Source organism: Pseudomonas oryzicola, assembly GCF_014269185.2.
GTDB lineage: Bacteria > Pseudomonadota > Gammaproteobacteria > Pseudomonadales > Pseudomonadaceae > Aquipseudomonas > Aquipseudomonas oryzicola.
This window is the reverse complement of sequence record NZ_JABWRZ020000002.1, coordinates 413459-431144: the sequence shown is the minus strand read 5'-3', so window position 1 is coordinate 431144 and position 17686 is coordinate 413459. Positions and strand designations below refer to the sequence as shown.

General features: G+C 62.0%; 21 protein-coding genes and 1 tRNA gene. 14 read left to right on the top strand and 8 right to left on the bottom strand.

Going from position 1 to position 17686, the window contains the following annotated elements; translation table 11 throughout:
- Nucleotide 1 precedes the first annotated feature (1 nt).
- From HU760_RS20080 to HU760_RS20050, 7 genes are all read right to left on the bottom strand, one after another.
- The gene (locus HU760_RS20080; protein WP_186673534.1) at nucleotides 2-298 is read right to left on the bottom strand and encodes a hypothetical protein; all 297 of its coding nucleotides are present in this window, start codon (nucleotides 296-298) and stop codon (nucleotides 2-4) included.
- Entirely contained in the window at nucleotides 295-564 is a 270-nt protein-coding gene (locus HU760_RS20075; protein WP_186673532.1) for a hypothetical protein, read from the bottom strand. The genes HU760_RS20080 and HU760_RS20075 overlap by 4 nt, the downstream gene beginning before the upstream one ends.
- Nucleotides 561-719, bottom strand: a complete 159-nt coding sequence (locus tag HU760_RS20070; RefSeq protein WP_186661797.1) for a hypothetical protein — start codon at nucleotides 717-719, stop codon at nucleotides 561-563. Before HU760_RS20070 ends, HU760_RS20075 begins: the two co-directional genes overlap by 4 nt.
- A gap of 383 nt (nucleotides 720-1102) precedes the next feature.
- Nucleotides 1103-1327 (bottom strand): helix-turn-helix transcriptional regulator, encoded by a 225-nt coding sequence (locus HU760_RS20065; RefSeq protein ID WP_186673529.1) that lies wholly within the window; start codon nucleotides 1325-1327, stop codon nucleotides 1103-1105.
- Between the two features lie 109 nt (nucleotides 1328-1436).
- Nucleotides 1437-2234: a hypothetical protein gene (locus tag HU760_RS20060; RefSeq protein ID WP_186673527.1), complete on the bottom strand. Its 798-nt coding sequence runs from the start codon at nucleotides 2232-2234 to the stop codon at nucleotides 1437-1439.
- The gene (locus tag HU760_RS20055; RefSeq protein WP_186673526.1) at nucleotides 2234-3442 is read right to left on the bottom strand and encodes a tyrosine-type recombinase/integrase; all 1209 of its coding nucleotides are present in this window, start codon (nucleotides 3440-3442) and stop codon (nucleotides 2234-2236) included. Before HU760_RS20055 ends, HU760_RS20060 begins: the two co-directional genes overlap by 1 nt.
- A 207-nt stretch (nucleotides 3443-3649) precedes the next feature.
- Nucleotides 3650-3734 (bottom strand) — tRNA-Leu (locus tag HU760_RS20050).
- Between the two features lie 107 nt (nucleotides 3735-3841).
- Here HU760_RS20050 and queA point away from each other — a divergent pair.
- The 6 genes from queA to HU760_RS20020 all read left to right on the top strand — a co-directional run bounded on the left by queA (nucleotide 3842) and on the right by HU760_RS20020 (nucleotide 9906).
- Complete coding sequence (queA, locus tag HU760_RS20045; RefSeq protein WP_186673525.1) at nucleotides 3842-4891, top strand: tRNA preQ1(34) S-adenosylmethionine ribosyltransferase-isomerase QueA; 1050 nt, start codon at nucleotides 3842-3844, stop codon at nucleotides 4889-4891.
- A 14-nt stretch (nucleotides 4892-4905) separates the two neighbouring features.
- Entirely contained in the window at nucleotides 4906-6021 is a 1116-nt protein-coding gene (gene tgt, locus HU760_RS20040) for a tRNA guanosine(34) transglycosylase Tgt (protein ID WP_161959640.1), read from the top strand.
- A gap of 42 nt (nucleotides 6022-6063) precedes the next feature.
- Nucleotides 6064-6399: a preprotein translocase subunit YajC gene (gene yajC / locus HU760_RS20035; protein ID WP_186673523.1), complete on the top strand. Its 336-nt coding sequence runs from the start codon at nucleotides 6064-6066 to the stop codon at nucleotides 6397-6399.
- A gap of 64 nt (nucleotides 6400-6463) precedes the next feature.
- Complete coding sequence (secD, locus tag HU760_RS20030) at nucleotides 6464-8326, top strand: protein translocase subunit SecD (protein WP_186673521.1); 1863 nt, start codon at nucleotides 6464-6466, stop codon at nucleotides 8324-8326.
- 10 nt (nucleotides 8327-8336) lie between these two features.
- The gene (gene secF, locus HU760_RS20025) at nucleotides 8337-9245 is read left to right on the top strand and encodes a protein translocase subunit SecF (protein WP_186673520.1); all 909 of its coding nucleotides are present in this window, start codon (nucleotides 8337-8339) and stop codon (nucleotides 9243-9245) included.
- A gap of 118 nt (nucleotides 9246-9363) precedes the next feature.
- Nucleotides 9364-9906 carry a glycine zipper 2TM domain-containing protein gene (locus tag HU760_RS20020; protein WP_170028342.1) on the top strand — a complete coding sequence of 181 codons (543 nt, stop codon included), beginning with the start codon at nucleotides 9364-9366 and terminating at the stop codon, nucleotides 9904-9906.
- Nucleotides 9907-10019: 113 nt separating this feature from the next.
- On the opposite strand, the gene suhB is transcribed toward HU760_RS20020, so the two are convergent.
- Nucleotides 10020-10838, bottom strand: a complete 819-nt coding sequence (gene suhB, locus HU760_RS20015; RefSeq protein WP_186673518.1) for a type III secretion system regulator SuhB — start codon at nucleotides 10836-10838, stop codon at nucleotides 10020-10022.
- Nucleotides 10839-10989: 151 nt separating this feature from the next.
- On the opposite strand from suhB, the gene trmJ reads away from it, so the two are divergent.
- From trmJ to hscA, 8 genes are all read left to right on the top strand, one after another.
- Nucleotides 10990-11745 carry a tRNA (cytosine(32)/uridine(32)-2'-O)-methyltransferase TrmJ gene (trmJ, locus tag HU760_RS20010; RefSeq protein ID WP_186673516.1) on the top strand — a complete coding sequence of 252 codons (756 nt, stop codon included), beginning with the start codon at nucleotides 10990-10992 and terminating at the stop codon, nucleotides 11743-11745.
- Between the two features lie 3 nt (nucleotides 11746-11748).
- The gene (gene cysE, locus HU760_RS20005) at nucleotides 11749-12534 is read left to right on the top strand and encodes a serine O-acetyltransferase (RefSeq protein ID WP_186673514.1); all 786 of its coding nucleotides are present in this window, start codon (nucleotides 11749-11751) and stop codon (nucleotides 12532-12534) included.
- 179 nt (nucleotides 12535-12713) lie between these two features.
- On the top strand, nucleotides 12714-13205 hold the full coding sequence (iscR, locus tag HU760_RS20000) for a Fe-S cluster assembly transcriptional regulator IscR (protein ID WP_051099959.1): 492 nt from the start codon (nucleotides 12714-12716) through the stop codon (nucleotides 13203-13205).
- Between the two features lie 46 nt (nucleotides 13206-13251).
- A complete protein-coding gene (locus HU760_RS19995) occupies nucleotides 13252-14466 on the top strand; it encodes an IscS subfamily cysteine desulfurase (RefSeq protein ID WP_186673513.1) in 1215 nt (404 codons plus the stop codon).
- Nucleotides 14467-14512: 46 nt separating this feature from the next.
- Nucleotides 14513-14899 (top strand): Fe-S cluster assembly scaffold IscU, encoded by a 387-nt coding sequence (gene iscU, locus HU760_RS19990; RefSeq protein ID WP_003248539.1) that lies wholly within the window; start codon nucleotides 14513-14515, stop codon nucleotides 14897-14899.
- A gap of 28 nt (nucleotides 14900-14927) precedes the next feature.
- Nucleotides 14928-15251 carry an iron-sulfur cluster assembly protein IscA gene (iscA, locus tag HU760_RS19985; RefSeq protein ID WP_043208089.1) on the top strand — a complete coding sequence of 108 codons (324 nt, stop codon included), beginning with the start codon at nucleotides 14928-14930 and terminating at the stop codon, nucleotides 15249-15251.
- An 8-nt stretch (nucleotides 15252-15259) separates the two neighbouring features.
- A complete protein-coding gene (hscB, locus tag HU760_RS19980) occupies nucleotides 15260-15781 on the top strand; it encodes a co-chaperone HscB (protein WP_170028348.1) in 522 nt (173 codons plus the stop codon).
- 42 nt (nucleotides 15782-15823) lie between these two features.
- Nucleotides 15824-17686, top strand: a complete 1863-nt coding sequence (gene hscA / locus HU760_RS19975; RefSeq protein ID WP_186673505.1) for a Fe-S protein assembly chaperone HscA — start codon at nucleotides 15824-15826, stop codon at nucleotides 17684-17686.

Here is a 17686-nt window from a genome sequence, read left to right as displayed (position 1 = left end):
GCTATGCTCCGGGTTTGACTTCGGACAAATGGAGAGTTGCTGCTGCGCTTGTGTCAGACAAGTTAGCAACGAGACTGCCTAGGCTTTCGAGAAGCCAGCCTATATCAGTTACTGCTCCAGAGTTCAGGCCGGTGTCGTCGTTCGAGGCTGTACAAGCCAGCAGGTGACCAATGCCGGATATCCCATGCGCGAGTACGGAAACACAGCTTTCAGTTGCCTGCTCTGTCGCTTTCAGCTGACCGGGAGTCATGTTCTTCAGCGCTTCGTGGCGTGGCAGAAGATCGTTCCAGTAGCTCATTGAACACCCCCAACTTCGGTCGCGCTGTAGCTATAGCCGATGTGCCGGTGCCGCCAGCAAAAGTTCTGCGAGCCGAGTTTGACATTATCGAGCTGCGCGTAGAGGTCTTTCGAGATCGGATGCTGCTGACCAAGAGCCGGGATAATCATCGCCGTAAGGATACATTCGAGCTTTTTGAAAGCCTCCCTGGCCTGGTTTTGGTGGTGGCATTCGAAATCGGCGAGAACGGCCGGCGCCAGCACTGTTTGCTTCGGACCACGGATCATTGCTCACCTCCTTGGGCTTCCAGGGCGCGGGCTTGATCCATGTGGTGGTTGTAGCGCTTCAAGCGGACGGACAGGGACGAGTTTGCGCGGAGGGCGCTGAGGGCCATCTTGCGGTGGGCAAGGGCGCGAATTTTGGACGGAATGAGGGCGGTCATGGTTGTAGCTCCTTGATTTGAGGAGCTGCCACGGATCGTCGCCAAACGATTTAGGGTGGCAGCTGTACGCAGGTTGGCGAACCGGGAATCAAGGAACCCGGCAGACCCGAAGGTCTCCCGCGCACAGCCACCATAGAGCCGAATGCTGGGCACAAAAAAAGCGCCAGATTCAGTTGGGGCGCTTATGCGCCTTGATTTGTACGGGTCGCCAAACCCGGTCGCTGAATTTGCAACGACAACCGGACGATACAGCGAGCGTTGGATGGGTGCAAGTCTTACTCGTGCCCATTTTTTCCACTTGTGCCCATCCCTGTGAGTGGGCACGAGTGAGAAATATGGGCACGAGTAAGGAGAAAGGGCATCAGTGGAGCCAGGGCAGGTCATCACGCTACCTCCCCGCGGCTGGCTGCAATCTGCTCATCGCACCAGGCATGAACCTCGGCCTCAATCCACACGACGCACTTCGGGCCGAGAGTAACTTGCTTGGGGAAAGCGCCAGCAGCGATACGGCGGTAAATCTCGGTGCAGGACAGGCCGGTGATCGACTCAACGTCCTGGCGCTTGATGAAGCGGCGAGCGGGTCGGGAGGTGTTGGTAGGGTTAGCCATCGTCTGCGCCTCCTTGGGCGGTTTCGGTAATCGACGTTGGCAATGCTGGCGGGTCGTGGTTGGGGAGTCATTGCAACTGCAAAAATCAGTTTTGCAGTTGCAATTGCAGTCAGATTTTCGTCGCCCTCGCATCGGTGAGCTTGCGGTTGGCCTGAGAGAACATTTTCTCCAGGTTGCTCCTGCTCAGGCCGCGGAGTTCGTATTTGTCGAGTATCTCGTCTATCAAGGATGACTGGTTGCGTTTCTTGGTTTCGCCGTTGGTTGCTATTTCGACCAGCGCTGCGACAGCGAGAGCAAATGACGGGGCTTCTTGTGCTGCCTGCAGCATAATGGCTGGCGCTTGCTTTATTGGCCGGTTATCACCAGGAGGGAAGTTGTATAGCGTCATCGAGCATATACAGTTGTCGTTTGGTCGGACTCTCCCTTTTGGTGCTTGAACGGGTTTGTCGTCATTTGCAGACTCTGCCAGTTCATATATTTCCGAGGGTGATATGAAGCCCTCTTCGAAGTGCGGCATGCTGTCGTGAATATCATTCAGAAAGGATTCCGTTGCATGATCTCTAAGCGCATAGAAACCGCCATCGTCATCCCTTAGAACATAGGCTCTACCACCGTCTCCTATGTCTACTTGATCGGCAGGTATGTCAAACCCTACGCATAGCCCGCAATCTTCGCCGGGCTTCATAAAGTAACGGCCTAACTCGACTTGCTTTGCGTGCTCCTCGGGGGCGAGTAACGGTGTTAGTTTTACGATGGTGGCGAAGCAGTTAACCCTGGCAGTTATCCAGCCGTTGGTATACATCATTGAGATATCGTTCTCGGTCACTTCCTCATCGATAAGGCGCGAAAGAAGCACAGCAGCTTCTTTGGGCGAAATTCTGCTCTTGAACTTGCTCAGCTTGCTCATCAGGAAGCGCTCCGAATAGAAACCACATTCGCGCCAGCGCAAAGGGCGTCAATCTCATCTGCCCAGCTCTGCATCATTTCCCGTCGCTGCTCCAGGTAGTGCGCATGGTTGTACGTGTCGCGGATCGAGTCTTGATCGCCGTGGGCCAGTTGCCGCTCGATCCAGTCACGGTTGTAGCCTCGGGTGTTCAGGCTGGTGCTCAGCAGATGCCGGAAACCGTGGCCAGTCTGGCGCCCCTCGTAACCCATCGAAGAAAGTGCCTTGTTCACCGTGTTCTCGCTCATGGGCCTGGCCCGGTTGTTGCGCCCAGGAAAGGCGAGGGGATAGGAGCCGGTCAGTTCATGCAGGGCACGCAGCAGGACCACGGCCTGACGTGGGAGCGGAACGATGTGAGGGCGCCGTGCTTTCATCCGTGCTGCAGGGATCGTCCAGGTGGCTGACTCGAGGTCGAACTCGTCCCAGGGCGCCAGCCGCAGCTCACCTGGCCGCACTGCTGTCAGCAGTAGCAGGCGAATGGCGATCTTGCTGGTGATATCACACTGGGCCGCGTCCAGTTTCTCCAGCAGCTCGGGCAGTTCGCTTTCTGATACGTGCGGATGGTGGCGAGTGCGCGGGGCGTGCGCGGCTACCACGTCCAGATCGGTGGCGGGGTTGCCGGGTACCGCGCCCTTTGCCAAGCCGAAACGGAATATCTGGCTAAGCCACTGGCGAACCTTGCGGGCGACGTTGAATGCCTCGCGCCGCTCGATCTTGCGCACCAGGTCAACCAGCTCAGGGCGTTTCACCTCGGCAGCGGGCCGTTTGCCAATGACCGGGAATATGTCCGACTCCAGATACTGCATTGCCTTCGATGCGGTGGCTGGCGCCCATCGTGGCTGGTTGTAGTCGTACCATTCCCGCGCTAGCACTTCGAGCGTCAAGACCTGGGCGGCAGCAGCGGCCTTTTCCTGCTGCTTATGTGCGCTTGGGTCTATGTCCTGTGCCAGCAGCTTTCGCGCGGCATCCCGGCGCTCGCGTGCCTGGACAAGTGTAACGGCGGGGTAGGCGCCCAGGCCCAGCATCTTGGCCTTGCCCTCGAATCGGTAGCGAAGGCGCCAGAGCTTCCCGCCAGCGGTCGTCACCTCAAGGCAAAGGCCTTGGGCGTCAGCGAGGCGATAGAGCTTGTCGCGGGGCTTGGCGGTGCGGATGGCGGTATCTGTGAGCGCCACGGCTATTCCCTTGCAGTGCCGAACCGCGCTGGATTGCGGTCGGTGTGTGAGTAGGATTCTGGACCGAACTCGTCCTACTCACAAATCTACTCACATACTTTGGGGCTTACAAGGGAATCACTGGGAACGATGGGCACAAAAAAACCGGCTCAGTGGCCGGTTTCTCTGGTGTTCCGGGTCTGGTAGGGACCGCTTGGAACTATGTGATGGTGCCCCGAGGGAGACTCGAACTCCCACTCCTTTCGAAAACGGATTTTGAATCCGCCGCGTCTACCAATTCCGCCATCAGGGCTTGTGGCGCGCAGTATAGAGAGGCTCCGCTGGTCGGTCAATCGGCTTTCATGGTCAATTTTCACACATTGGGCTAAACTTCCCGGCCCTGCCGAACCGAACATCATCATGCGCGTCGCCGATTTTTCCTTCGAACTCCCTGATTCCCTGATCGCCCGCCACCCGTTGGCCGAGCGCCATGGCAGCCGTCTGCTGGTGCTCGATGGGCCAACCGGCGCGCTGGCGCACCGGCAATTCCCCGACCTGCTCGAGTACCTGCGCCCGGGCGACCTGATGGTGTTCAACAACACCCGGGTGATCCCGGCGCGCCTGTTCGGCCAGAAGGCTTCCGGCGGCAAGCTGGAAGTGCTGGTCGAGCGCGTGCTCGACAGCCACCGGGTGCTGGCCCACGTGCGTGCCAGCAAGGCGCCCAAGGAGGGCGCGGTCATCCTCATCGACGGTGGTGGCGAGGCGGAAATGGTCGCGCGCCATGACACCTTGTTCGAGCTGCGCTTCAGCGAAGAGGTGCTGCCGCTGCTCGACCGCGTCGGCCACATGCCGTTGCCACCCTACATCGATCGCCCGGACGAGGGCGCCGACCGTGAGCGCTACCAGACCGTGTACGCCGAACGCGCCGGCGCGGTCGCCGCGCCGACGGCCGGCCTGCACTTCGACGAGGCACTGCTGGAGAAGATCGCCGCCAAGGGCGTCGAGCGCGCCTTCGTTACCCTGCACGTGGGCGCAGGTACCTTCCAGCCGGTGCGGGTCGACAGGATCGAAGACCACCACATGCATAAAGAGTGGCTTGAAGTGAGCCAGGATGTGGTAGATGCCATCGACGCCTGTCGCGCCCGTGGCGGCCGGGTGATCGCGGTTGGCACCACCAGCGTGCGTTCGCTGGAAAGCGCAGCGCGCGACGGCGTGCTCAAGGCCTTCAGCGGCGATACCGACATCTTCATCTACCCGAGCCGGCCGTTCCATGTGGTCGACGCCCTGGTCACCAACTTCCACCTGCCGGAGTCCACGCTGCTGATGCTGGTCTCGGCCTTCGCCGGCTACCCCGAGACCATGGCTGCCTATGCGGCGGCGGTGGCGCAGGGGTACCGCTTCTTCAGTTACGGTGATGCCATGTTCATCACCCGCAATCCGGCGCCACGCGGGCCCGAGGATCAAGCATGAGTCGCACCTGTCGAATGTCCTTCGAACTGCTGGCCACCGACGGCAAGGCCCGTCGTGGCCGCATCACCTTCCCACGTGGCACCGTGGAAACGCCGGCCTTCATGCCGGTCGGTACCTATGGCACGGTCAAGGGCATGCTGCCGCGCGATATCGAGGCCATCGGCGCCGAGATGATCCTGGGCAACACCTTCCACCTGTGGCTGCGCCCGGGCACCGAGGTGATCAAGAAGCACAACGGCCTGCACGACTTCATGCAGTGGAAAGGCCCGATCCTCACCGACTCCGGTGGTTTCCAGGTGTTCAGCCTGGGCGCCATGCGCAAGATCAAGGAGGAGGGCGTGACCTTCGCCTCGCCGGTCGATGGCGCCAAGGTGTTCATGGGCCCGGAAGAGTCGATGCAGGTGCAGCGTGACCTGGGCTCGGACGTGGTGATGATCTTCGATGAGTGCACGCCGTATCCGGCCGAGCACGATGTGGCGCGCGCTTCCATGGAGCTGTCGCTGCGCTGGGCCCAGCGTTCGAAGAACGCCCATGCCGACAACACCGCGGCGCTGTTCGGTATCGTCCAGGGCGGCATGTACCAGGACCTGCGCATGCGCTCGCTGGAAGGCCTGGAAAATATCGGTTTCGATGGCCTGGCCATCGGCGGCCTGTCGGTCGGCGAACCCAAGCACGAAATGATCAAGGTGCTGGATTACCTGCCGGGCCAGATGCCTGCTGACAAACCTCGTTACCTTATGGGGGTAGGCAAACCGGAAGATCTCGTTGAGGGTGTGCGCCGCGGCGTCGACATGTTCGACTGCGTGATGCCTACGCGTAACGCGCGCAACGGCCATCTGTTCGTCGATACCGGGGTGATCAAGATCCGCAACGCGTTCCATCGCCACGATGATTCGCCGCTGGATCCGACCTGTGATTGCTATACCTGCAGCAACTTCTCCCGCGCCTATCTGCATCACCTGGACAAGTGCGGCGAAATGCTGAGCAGCATGCTGAATACCATCCACAACTTGCGCCATTACCAGCGCTTGATGGCCGGTTTACGCGAGGCTATTCAACAAGGTAAATTGGCCGCCTTTGTCGACGCCTTCTACGCCAAGCGCGGGCTTCCGGTACCGCCCTTGGACTGACTGTCCGCATCCATTATTAGAAAATTACATTAGGAGTGCCCAATGAGCTTCTTGATCCCCGCCGCATACGCGGACGCCGCAGCACCCGCAGCCGGCCCAGCCGGTACTGGCTTCGAGTGGATTTTCCTGGTCGGTTTCCTGGTCATCTTCTACCTGATGATCTGGCGCCCGCAGGCCAAGCGCGCCAAAGAGCAGAAGAACCTGCTGAGCAACTTGCAAAAGGGTGACGAAGTTGTCACCAACGGCGGCATCGCCGGCAAGATCGTCAAGGTTTCCGATGATTTCGTGGTTCTGGAAGTTTCCGACAGCGTCGAGCTGAAGTTCCAGAAGGGTGCCGTTGCGGCCACCCTGCCAAAAGGTACGCTCAAGGCTATCTGAGTTACCGGTTTCATTTTTCCAGTCGGGGCGCGCAAAGCGCCCCGCGTCTTGAACGGGCGGCGTGATGCTGAACAAATACCCTCTGTGGAAATACGCACTGATCGTGCTGGTACTGGCGATCGGTTTTATTTATTCCGCTCCCAACCTCTACCCGGATGATCCGGCGGTGCAGATCAGTGGTGCCAGCTCGGCGCTGCACGTGAGCCAGGCCGACCTCGATCGCGTCAGCAAGGCGCTGGTCGATGCCAAGATCGCCGTCAAGGGCGCGAGCCTGGGTGAAAAGGGCAGCGGGCTGATCCGCCTGACCAGTCAGGAAGACCAGCTGCCAGCCAAGGATGTAGTGCGCAAGGCACTTGGCGATGACTACGTCGTGGCTCTGAACCTGGCCCAGACCACCCCGCAATGGCTGCGCAGCCTGGGCGCAAGCCCGATGAAGCTGGGCCTGGACCTGTCCGGTGGTGTGCACTTCCTGCTGGAAGTGGACATGGACAAGGCCATGAGCGCGCGCATGAAAGTCTACGAAGGCGAGGTCAAGACCTTGCTGCGCAAAGAGCGCGTCCGCTACCGCAGCCTGCCTCAGCAGGATGGCGGCATCATGCTGGGCTTCGCTGACGATGCCACCCGCGAGCAGGCGCGTGCCCTGATTCGCAAGAATTTCAATGATTTCGACCTGACCACCACCGAGCGCAACGAGCTCGCCGTGCTGCGTCTGGCGCTGACCCAGGCGAAAGTCGCCGAGATCCGCGAATACTCGATCAAGCAGAACCTCACCACCGTGCGCAACCGGGTCAACGAGCTGGGCGTGGCCGAGCCGCTGGTGCAGCGCCAAGGCGCCAACCGCATCGTGGTCGAACTGCCGGGCGTGCAGGATACTGCCGAAGCCAAGCGCATCCTCGGCAAGACCGCCAACCTGGAGTTCCGCTTCGGTGCCGAGCCGGGTGCCTCCAAGGCCACCACCGAAGTGTTCGAGTTCCGTGAAGGCGGCCGTTCCGCCGCGGTCGAGCGCGGCCTGATCATCACCGGTGACCAGGTGACCGACGCCCAGGCCAGCTTCGACGAGCATGGCCGCCCGCAGGTGAACATTCGCCTCGACGGCCATGGTGGCGAGCTCATGAGCCGTGCGACACGCAGCAATGTCGGCCGCAGCATGGCGGTGATCTTCATCGAGCAGAAGCCGGTCACCCGCTACGTCAAGCAGACCGTCGACGGTGTCGAGAAGGACGTTGCCGTACAGAGCTTCCAGGAAGAGAAGAAGATCATCAGCCTGGCGACCATCCAGTCGCCGCTGGGCAGCCAGTTCCGCATCACCGGCCTGAACGGCCAGGGCGAATCGTCCGAACTGGCCCTGCTGCTGCGTGCCGGTGGCCTGGCCGCGCCGATGTACTTCGCTGAAGAACGTACCATCGGCCCGAGCCTGGGTGCCGACAACATCACCAAAGGTATCGATGCATCGCTGTGGGGCATGCTGTTCGTCTCGCTGTTCATCATCGCCATCTACCGCGGTTTTGGCGTGCTGGCCACCATTGCCCTGGCTGGCAACATGGTGTTGCTGCTGGCGTTGATGTCGTTGCTGGGGGCCACCCTGACCCTGCCGGGTATCGCCGGTATCGTACTGACCATGGGTATGGCGGTAGACGCCAACGTGCTGATCTTCTCGCGTATCCGTGAGGAGCTGGCAGCGGGCATGTCGGTCCAGCGTGCCATCCATGAAGGTTTCAACCGCGCCTACTCGGCCATCGTCGACGCCAACCTGACCACCTTGCTCGTAGGTGGCATCCTGTTCGCCATGGGCACCGGGCCGGTCAAGGGCTTTGCGGTCACCATGTCCCTCGGGATTTTCACATCGATGTTCACTGCCGTGATGGTGACCCGTGCACTGGTCAACCTGACCTGCGGCGGGCGTGACATCAAGAAGCTGTGGGTTTGAGGGAGCTGCGATGAAAACCATCAACTTCATGGGCGTGCGCAATGTCGCGTTCGCCGTTACCTTGCTCCTCACTGTGCTGGCGCTGTTCAGCTGGTGGCACAAGGGCCTGAACTTCGGCCTGGACTTCACTGGCGGTACGCTGATCGAGCTGACCTACGAGCGCCCGGCCGACCTTGAGGCGGTGCGCACCGAGCTGGTCGGTTCCGGCTTCCACGAGGCGGTGGTGCAGAGCTTCGGCGCCACCACCGACCTGCTGGTGCGCATGCCGGGTGATGACCCGCAGCTGGGTACCAAGGTGGCCGAGGCCTTGCAGAAGGCTGGCGGCGACAACCCGGCCACGGTCAAGCGGGTCGAGTTCGTCGGCCCGCAAGTGGGTGAAGAACTGCGCGACCAGGGTGGCCTGGGCATGCTTCTGGCCCTGGGCGGCATCCTCATCTACCTGGCCTTCCGCTTCCAGTGGAAGTTCGCCGTGGGCGCGATCGTCTCGCTGATCCACGACGTGGTGGTGACCCTGGGTATCCTGTCGTTCTTCCAGATCACTTTCGACCTGACCGTGCTGGCGGCGGTGCTGGCGATCATCGGCTACTCGCTGAACGACACCATCGTCGTGTTCGACCGGGTGCGCGAGAACTTCCGGGTGATGCGCAAGGCCTCGCTGATCGAGAACATCAACGTTTCCACCACGCAGACCCTGCTGCGCACCGTTGCCACCTCGGTTTCGACCTTGCTGGCGATTGCAGCGCTGCTGTTCTTCGGTGGTGACAACCTGTTCGGCTTCTCGCTGGCGCTGTTCATCGGCGTCATGGCCGGTACCTACTCGTCGATCTACATCGCCAACGTGGTGCTGATCTGGCTGAACCTGAACAGTGAGGACCTGATCCCGCCGGCCAAGACCGACGGTGTGGACGATCGTCCATAAGGCATGCTGCATGCCGCCTGGCGGCCCGAAAGGCGCAAGTGTTGAACTTGCGCCTTTTTTTTTGCTCCAAGGCTGGGAGAAGGCGGGTCGGACCCGCGGGTATGATCAGGAGGTTCATGTGAACAAATCAATGCTTGTGGGTGCGGTACTGGGTGCTGTCGGTGTGACTGCCGGAGGTGCTGTCGCGACCTACAGCTTGGTCAACAAGGGGCCTGAGTATGCGCAGGTCACCGACGTGCAACCGATCAAACAACAGGTAAAAACCCCGCGTGAGGTCTGCAAGGACGTCACCGTGACGCGTCAGGCGCCGGTCAAGGACCAGCACCAGATCGCCGGTACCGTGGTGGGCGCCATTGCCGGTGGCCTGCTGGGTAACCAGATCGGCGGCGGGACCGGCAAGAAGATTGCTACCGTGGCTGGTGCGGTCGGTGGCGGTTATGCCGGTAACAAGGTGCAGGAAGGCATGCAGGAGCGTGATACCTACACGACCACGCAAACCCGCTGCAACACGGTCAACGACATCAGCGAGAAGGTGGTGGGCTACAACGTCAAGTACACAATTGGCGATCAGGTAGGGCAGGTGAAGATGGATCACGAACCCGGTTCCACCATTCCGGTGGACAAGAATGGCAAGCTGATCCTCAGTGAAGCCGGGCAGTAAGCCGGCGCGCTCTGCTTTTTGTAGGCACAAGTCCTCGAAGGCTTGGCATCAGGCACAAAAAAAGCACCCCAAGGGTCTCCAAGGGGTGCTTTTTTTTTACCTGCAATCCGCGCTTAGCGCTTCATGCTTTCTGGCAGGTGCGGCTGGATGGCGGTCAGCACCGCCTTGAAGCACTTGATGTTGCCAGCAACGATATGGCCTTTCTCGAGGAAGTCATGGCCACCGTTGAAGTCGCTGACCAGGCCGCCCGCTTCCTGGATCAGCAGTACGCCAGCCGCCATGTCCCACTCGGACAGGCCCGACTCCCAGAATGCGTCGAAACGGCCGGCGGCCACATAGGCCAGGTCCAGGCTGGCGGAGCCGGCGCGGCGGATGCCGGCGGTCTGGCCGGTCAGGGCGCGGAACATGCCCAGGTAGTTGTCCAGTTCGGCCATCTGGCTGTCACGGAACGGGAAGCCGGTGCCCAGCAGGGCGCCTTCCAGGCTGCTGCGCGAGCTGACGCGCAGGCGGCGGCCATTGAGCTGGGCGCCACGGCCACGGCTGGCGGTGAACTCTTCCTGGCGAACCGGGTCGACGATCACGGCGTGCTCAAGGCGGCCACGGTATTTGCAGGCGATGCTGACTGCGAAGTGCGGGATGCCACGCAGGAAGTTGGTGGTGCCGTCCAGCGGGTCGATGATCCACAGGTAGTCCTTGCCTTCTTCGCCGCTACCCGCGTGCAGGCCGGTTTCCTCGCCCTGGATGGAGTGGTTCGGGTAGGCTTTGCGCAGCGCGTTGACGATGCTCTGCTCGGCGGCGCGATCGACTTCGGAAACGTAGTCCTTGGCCTCTTTCTCATCGACCTTGATGCTATCCAGGCGTTCGATGGAGCGGAAAATCAGTTCACTGGCGCTGCGAGCGGCGCGCAGGGCGATATTCAGCATAGGCTGCATGGGCGGTTCACCTGGAGATGTTAAAGAAGAAAGCCGATCATTCTAGCAGAAAACTTTGGCGGCAGAAGTGTCACATTTGCTTTCGTGGCGTTACGTCTGTCGGTTCTGTAAGATCGAAAGCCCTGATTCCTGCATCTGTGAGCACAACACCTTGCTGCAAAATATTCGTGTTGTTCTGGTCAATACCAGCCACCCCGGCAACATCGGCGGCGCTGCACGTGCCATGAAAAACATGGGCTTGTCGCGTCTGGTGCTGGTGCAGCCGAAAGAATTTCCCGCAGTGGATGCAAGCGCCCGAGCCTCGGGGGCCGACGATGTGCTGGACAACGCCCAGGTGGTAGACAGCCTGGAGCAGGCACTGGTCGGCTGCAACCTGGTGATGGGCACCAGCGCCCGCGAGCGGAGCATCCCCTGGCCGCTGATCGGGCCGCGTGAATGCGGGGCCAAGGCGGTGGAGCATGCCAATGGTGGCGAGGAGATCGCCCTGGTGTTCGGGCGCGAGCACGCCGGCCTGACCAACGAAGAACTGCAGCGATGTCACTTCCACGTGCACATTCCCTCCAACCCCGACTTCAGCTCGCTGAACCTGGCTGCGGCTGTCCAGGTGCTCGCCTACGAGGTGCGCATGGCCTGGCTGGCGGCCGGTGAAGCACCGGGCAAGGTCGAGAAGGTTGACGCCAGCGAACTGGCGACCATGGACGAAATGGAGCTGTTCTACGACCACCTGGAGAAGACCCTGGTCGGTATCGGCTTCCTCGACCCCGAAAAACCCAAGCACTTGATGCCGCGCCTGCGCCGGCTGTATGGACGGGTCGCGGTCGAGCGTTCGGAAATGAGCATTTTGCGTGGCATCCTCACCGAGACCCAGAAAGTGGTCCGGGGCGAGCCGCATAAACGGAAGGACTGACAGATGTTCGAACGCCTGCGTGAAGATATTCAAAGCGTATTCCACCGCGACCCGGCCGCGCGCAATGCCTTCGAGGTGCTGACCTGCTACCCCGGCATGCACGCCATCTGGCTGCACCGCCTGGGCCATGCCCTGTGGAAGCGTGATTTCAAATGGCTGGCCCGCCTGGTGTCGAACTTCGGGCGCTGGCTGACGGGCATCGAGATCCACCCCGGCGCCACCATCGGCCGGCGCTTCTTCATTGACCATGGCATGGGCATCGTCATCGGTGAAACCGCCGAGATCGGCGATGATGTCACCCTGTACCAGGGGGTGACCCTGGGCGGCACCAGCTGGAACAAGGGCAAGCGCCACCCTACCCTGGAAAACGGCGTGGTGGTAGGGGCGGGGGCCAAGGTACTGGGCCCGTTCACCGTCGGCGCCGGGGCCAAGATCGGCTCCAATGCGGTGGTGACCAAGGCGGTGCCGGCGGGCGCCACGGCGGTGGGTATCCCGGGGCGAATCATCGTCAAGAGCGAAGACACTGAAGTCGAGGCCAAGCGCAAGGCCATGGCCGAGAAGATCGGTTTCGATGCCTACGGTGTCAGCGGTGACATGCCCGATCCGGTGGCCCGTGCCATCGGCCAGATGCTCGATCACCTGCAAGCGGTCGACGAGCGGCTTGAAGGTATGTGCGGCGCCCTGACCAAGATGGGCAGCGACTATTGCGCCAAGGAACTGCCGGCCCTGCCGGAAGATGACTTCAAGGATGTCGCCCAGGTGGCCCGGCGCGACACTCAGCCGCATTGATTGCGCCGTGCCCAGCAAGCAGTGACATACGGGGCGTGTGCTCACGCCCCTGGTCTGCTACAATCGCGCCCGCCTCCCTGATGCAAACCCGACTAAAGCACTAGGTCTAATAGTTGACTTAAATGCTCGGGAATCGCATACTCGCACACATCCCGAAACTCCCGTGGTACCCAATAGCCATGCGACTGACTACCAAAGGCCGATACGCCGTGACCGCCATGCTCGACCTGGCGTTGCACGCGCAGCATGGGCCGGTGTCTTTGGCCGACATTTCCGAGCGCCAGGGCATTTCCCTCTCTTATCTGGAGCAGCTGTTCGCCAAGCTGCGCCGCAGCAGCCTGGTTTCCAGCGTGCGCGGTCCAGGCGGTGGCTACCAGCTGTCGCGGGGCATGGAAACCATCCAGGTGGCCCAGGTCATCGATGCGGTCAACGAATCGGTCGATGCCACCCGCTGCCAGGGCCTCGGGGACTGCCATGCCGGTGACACCTGCCTGACCCACCACCTGTGGTGCGACCTCAGCCAGCAGATCCATGAATTCCTCAGCGGCATCAGCCTGGCCGACCTCGTCATGCGCCGTGAGGTGCAGGAAGTCGCCCAGCGCCAGGACCTGCGTCGTGTCGCAGGCCGGGCCGCCCAGCTGGACAAGATTGAGACGTCCGCCGTCGATTGATCCCCTTGGGACGACGAGCGACGCCACCGCCTGATAGGAGAGACAAATGAAGTTGCCGATCTACCTCGATTACTCCGCGACCACCCCGGTCGACCCACGCGTGGCCCAGAAGATGGCCGAATGCCTGCTGGTCGACGGGAACTTCGGTAACCCGGCTTCGCGCTCCCATGTCTTCGGCTGGAAGGCCGAGGAAGCGGTCGAGAACGGTCGCCGTCAGGTTGCCGAACTGATCAATGCCGATCCGCGTGAAATCGTCTGGACCAGCGGTGCCACCGAGTCCGACAACCTCGCGCTGAAAGGTGTCGCGCACTTCTATCAGACCAAAGGCAAGCACATCATCACCTCCAAGATCGAGCACAAGGCGGTGCTGGACACTGCTCGCCAGCTGGAGCGTGAAGGGTTCGAAGTCACCTACCTGGAGCCGGGCGAAGACGGCATCGTCACCCCGGCCATGGTCGAGGCGGCGCTGCGTGACGACACCATCCTGGTCTCGCTGATGCACGTGAACAACGAAGTCGGCTCGATCAACGACATCGCCGCCATCGGTGAACTGACCCGCTCGCGCGGCGTGCTGTTCCACGTCGATGCCGCGCAGTCGGCCGGCAAGGTCGAAATCGACCTGCAGAAGCTGAAGGTCGACCTGATGTCGTTCTCGGCGCACAAGGTCTACGGCCCCAAAGGTATCGGCGCGCTGTACGTCAGCCGCAAGCCGCGCGTGCGCCTGGAAGCCATCATCCACGGCGGTGGCCATGAGCGCGGCATGCGTTCGGGCACCCTGCCGACCCACCAGATCGTCGGCATGGGCGAGGCGTTCGCCATCGCCAAGCAGGAAATGGCCGCTGAAAACGCGCGCATCAAAAACCTGAGCGACCGTTTCTTCAAGCAGGTCTCGGGCCTGGAAGAGCTGTACGTCAACGGCAGCCAGACCGCCCGCGTGCCGCACAACCTGAACCTGAGCTTCAACTACGTCGAAGGCGAATCGCTGCTGATGTCGCTGAAGGACATCGCCGTATCGTCCGGTTCGGCGTGCACCTCCGCGTCGCTCGAACCGTCGTACGTACTGCGCGCCCTGGGCCGCAACGACGAGCTGGCGCACAGCTCGATCCGCTTCTCCTTCGGCCGTTTCACCACCGAAGAAGAAGTCGACTACGCCGCGCAGAAGGTCTGCGAGGCGGTGAACAAACTGCGTGAGCTGTCGCCGCTGTGGGACATGTACAAAGACGGCGTTGACATCTCCAAGATCGAGTGGGCCGCCCACTAAGCAGTCGCCGGCAAGAGCGGCTCCCTGATGAGGAAGGAATTGCACCATGGCATACAGTGAAAAGGTCATCGACCACTACGAAAACCCGCGCAACGTCGGCAAGATGAATGCCGAAGACCCGGACGTCGGCACCGGCATGGTCGGCGCCCCGGCCTGCGGTGACGTGATGCGCCTGCAGATCAAGGTCAACGAACAGGGTGTGATCGAAGACGCCAAGTTCAAGACCTACGGCTGCGGCTCGGCCATCGCTTCCAGCTCCCTCGCCACCGAGTGGATGAAAGGCAAGACCCTGGACGAAGCCGAAACCATCAAGAACACCCAGCTGGCCGAAGAACTGGCGTTGCCGCCGGTCAAGATCCACTGCTCGGTACTCGCCGAAGATGCCATCAAGGCAGCGGTGCGCGATTACAAGCAGAAGAAAGGCTTGATCTAAGTCGCCTGTTGCGAGGTAAGGAGTCCAGATGGCTATCAGCATGACAGAAGCCGCCGCCAACCACGTGCGGCGTTCCCTGGAAGGGCGCGGCAAGGGTGAAGGCATTCGCCTGGGCGTGCGCACCACCGGTTGCTCGGGCCTGGCCTACGTGCTGGAGTTCGTCGACGAACTGGCGGCGGAAGACCAGGTGTTCGAGAACCATGGCGTCAAGGTGATCATCGATCCCAAGAGCCTGGTCTACCTCGACGGCACCGAACTGGACTTCGTCAAGGAAGGGTTGAACGAAGGCTTCAAGTTCAACAACCCCAACGTGCGCGGTGAGTGTGGCTGCGGCGAAAGCTTCAACGTTTGAGGCTGGCTGTGGGTACTCCTTGTCATTTCGCATTGTTTGACCTCCAGCCAAGCTTCCGCCTGGATCTCGATAAGCTGGCCACTCGCTATCGCGAGTTGGCCCGCGAAGTCCATCCCGACCGCTTTGCCGATGCCTCCGAGCGCGAGCAACGCGTAGCGCTGGAAAAGTCCGCAGCCCTCAACGACGCCTACCAGACCCTGCGCAGTGCGCCGCGTCGCGCCCGCTACCTGCTGGCCATCAGCGGCCACGAAGTGCCCCAGGAAGTCACGGTCCACGACCCGGACTTCCTGTTGCAGCAGATGCAGTGGCGCGAGGAGCTCGAAGAGCTGCAGGACGAAGCCGACCTTGACGGTGTCGGTGTGTTCAAGAAGCGCCTGAAGGTCGCCCAGGACACGCTGAACGAGGACTTTGCCGCCTGCTGGGACGCGCCGGGCGAGCGCGACAAGGCCGAGCGCCTGATGCGCCGCATGCAATTCCTCGACAAGCTCGCCCAAGAAGTGCGCCAACTGGAAGAGCGCCTCGACGACTAACCCGGTGCTGCCCGTGATGGCACCTAAGGTATTCAGATAAGCATGGCCCTACTGCAGATTGCCGAACCCGGTCAAAGCCCTCAGCCGCATCAGCGCCGCCTGGCGGTGGGGATCGACCTGGGTACCACCAACTCCCTGGTCGCCGCACTGCGCAGCGGCCGTAGCGAGCCCCTGCCCGACGCGCAGGGCAACGTCATTTTGCCGTCCGCGGTGCGCTACCTCGAAGGGCGCAACGAGGTGGGGCAGGCTGCGCGTGACGCTGCGTCCAGCGACCCGCTGAACACCGTGCTGTCGGTCAAGCGCCTGATGGGGCGCGGCCTGGCCGACGTCAAGCAACTGGGCGAGCAGTTGCCCTACCGCTTCGTTGGCGGTGAATCGCACATGCCGTTCATCGATACCGTGCAGGGGCCGAAGAGCCCGGTTGAAGTGTCCGCCGACATCCTCAAGGTGCTGCGCGAGCGTGCCGAAGCCACCCTGGGTGGTGAGCTGGTGGGGGCGGTGATTACCGTGCCGGCCTATTTTGACGACGCCCAGCGCCAGGCCACCAAGGACGCTGCGCGACTGGCCGGCCTGAACGTGCTGCGCCTGCTCAACGAGCCGACCGCGGCCGCCGTGGCTTATGGCCTGGACCAGAACGCCGAAGGCGTGGTGGCCATCTATGACCTGGGCGGTGGTACCTTCGATATTTCCATTCTGCGCCTGACCGCCGGCGTGTTCGAAGTGCTGGCCACCGGTGGCGATACCGCCCTGGGTGGTGACGACTTCGATCACGCGATTGCCGGCTGGATCATCGAACAGGCCGGCTTGTCGTCCGACCTGGACCCAGCCACCCAGCGCGCTCTGCTGCAAACCGCCTGTGCCGCCAAGGAAGCGCTGACCGACGCTGACGTAGTCAGCGTTCGCCATGGCGCCTGGCAGGGTGAACTGAGCCGTGCCGGTTTCGAAGCCATGATCGAACCGCTGGTCGCTCGCAGCCTCAAGGCCTGCCGCCGCGCCGTGCGCGACAGCGGCGTCGAGCTGGAGGAAGTCAGCGCCGTGGTCATGGTCGGTGGCTCGACCCGCGTGCCGCGTGTGCGCGAAGCGGTGGGCGCGTTGTTCGGGCGCACCCCGCTGACCTCGATCGACCCTGACCAGGTAGTGGCCATCGGTGCCGCGATCCAGGCCGATACCCTGGCTGGCAACCGCCGTGAGGGTGGCGAATTGCTGCTGCTCGATGTCATCCCGCTGTCGCTTGGCCTCGAGACCATGGGCGGGCTGATGGAAAAGGTGATCCCGCGCAACACCACCATTCCGGTGGCGCGTGCCCAGGAGTTCACCACCTACAAGGATGGCCAGACGGCCATGATGATCCACGTGCTGCAGGGTGAGCGCGAACTGATCAGCGACTGCCGCTCGCTGGCGCGTTTCGAGCTGCGCGGCATTCCGGCCATGGTTGCCGGTGCGGCGAAGATCCGCGTCACCTTCCAGGTCGACGCCGATGGCCTGCTCAGTGTCGCTGCCCGCGAACTGGGTTCGGGTGTGGAAGCCAGCATCCAGGTCAAGCCGTCCTACGGCCTGACCGACGGCGAAATTGCGCGCATGCTCAAGGACTCCTTCGAACACGCAGGTTCCGACAAGCAGGCCCGCCAGCTGCGCGAGCACCAGGTGGATGGCGAGCGCCTGCTCGAAGCGGTACAGGGCGCCCTGGACGCCGATGGCGAACGCCTGCTCAGCCGTGACGAACGCGCAGCCATCGAATTCCAGATGCAAGAACTACGTGATTTGCTGGCCGGCACCGATGGCGCAGCCATCGAGCAACAGACCAAGCGTCTGTCGCAGGTGACTGATGCATTTGCCGCCCGTCGCCTTGATTCGACGGTCAAAGCCGCACTGGCCGGGCGCAACCTGAATGAGATCGAGGAGTAA

Excerpts from the sequence above, each read along its gene's own strand:
- HU760_RS20080 (WP_186673534.1), bottom strand. The coding sequence starts at position 298 with ATGAGCTACTGGAACGATCTTCTGCCACGCCACGAAGCGCTGAAGAAC.
- HU760_RS20075 (WP_186673532.1), bottom strand. The coding sequence starts at position 564 with ATGATCCGTGGTCCGAAGCAAACAGTGCTGGCGCCGGCCGTTCTCGCC.
- HU760_RS20070 (WP_186661797.1), bottom strand. The coding sequence starts at position 719 with ATGACCGCCCTCATTCCGTCCAAAATTCGCGCCCTTGCCCACCGCAAG.
- HU760_RS20065 (WP_186673529.1), bottom strand. The coding sequence starts at position 1,327 with ATGGCTAACCCTACCAACACCTCCCGACCCGCTCGCCGCTTCATCAAG.
- HU760_RS20060 (WP_186673527.1), bottom strand. The coding sequence starts at position 2,234 with ATGAGCAAGCTGAGCAAGTTCAAGAGCAGAATTTCGCCCAAAGAAGCT.
- queA (WP_186673525.1), top strand. The coding sequence starts at position 3,842 with ATGCGCGTCGCCGATTTTTCCTTCGAACTCCCTGATTCCCTGATCGCC.
- tgt (WP_161959640.1), top strand. The coding sequence starts at position 4,906 with ATGTCCTTCGAACTGCTGGCCACCGACGGCAAGGCCCGTCGTGGCCGC.
- yajC (WP_186673523.1), top strand. The coding sequence starts at position 6,064 with ATGAGCTTCTTGATCCCCGCCGCATACGCGGACGCCGCAGCACCCGCA.
- secD (WP_186673521.1), top strand. The coding sequence starts at position 6,464 with ATGCTGAACAAATACCCTCTGTGGAAATACGCACTGATCGTGCTGGTA.
- secF (WP_186673520.1), top strand. The coding sequence starts at position 8,337 with ATGAAAACCATCAACTTCATGGGCGTGCGCAATGTCGCGTTCGCCGTT.
- suhB (WP_186673518.1), bottom strand. The coding sequence starts at position 10,838 with ATGCAGCCTATGCTGAATATCGCCCTGCGCGCCGCTCGCAGCGCCAGT.
- cysE (WP_186673514.1), top strand. The coding sequence starts at position 11,749 with ATGTTCGAACGCCTGCGTGAAGATATTCAAAGCGTATTCCACCGCGAC.
- iscR (WP_051099959.1), top strand. The coding sequence starts at position 12,714 with ATGCGACTGACTACCAAAGGCCGATACGCCGTGACCGCCATGCTCGAC.
- HU760_RS19995 (WP_186673513.1), top strand. The coding sequence starts at position 13,252 with ATGAAGTTGCCGATCTACCTCGATTACTCCGCGACCACCCCGGTCGAC.
- iscU (WP_003248539.1), top strand. The coding sequence starts at position 14,513 with ATGGCATACAGTGAAAAGGTCATCGACCACTACGAAAACCCGCGCAAC.
- iscA (WP_043208089.1), top strand. The coding sequence starts at position 14,928 with ATGGCTATCAGCATGACAGAAGCCGCCGCCAACCACGTGCGGCGTTCC.
- hscA (WP_186673505.1), top strand. The coding sequence starts at position 15,824 with ATGGCCCTACTGCAGATTGCCGAACCCGGTCAAAGCCCTCAGCCGCAT.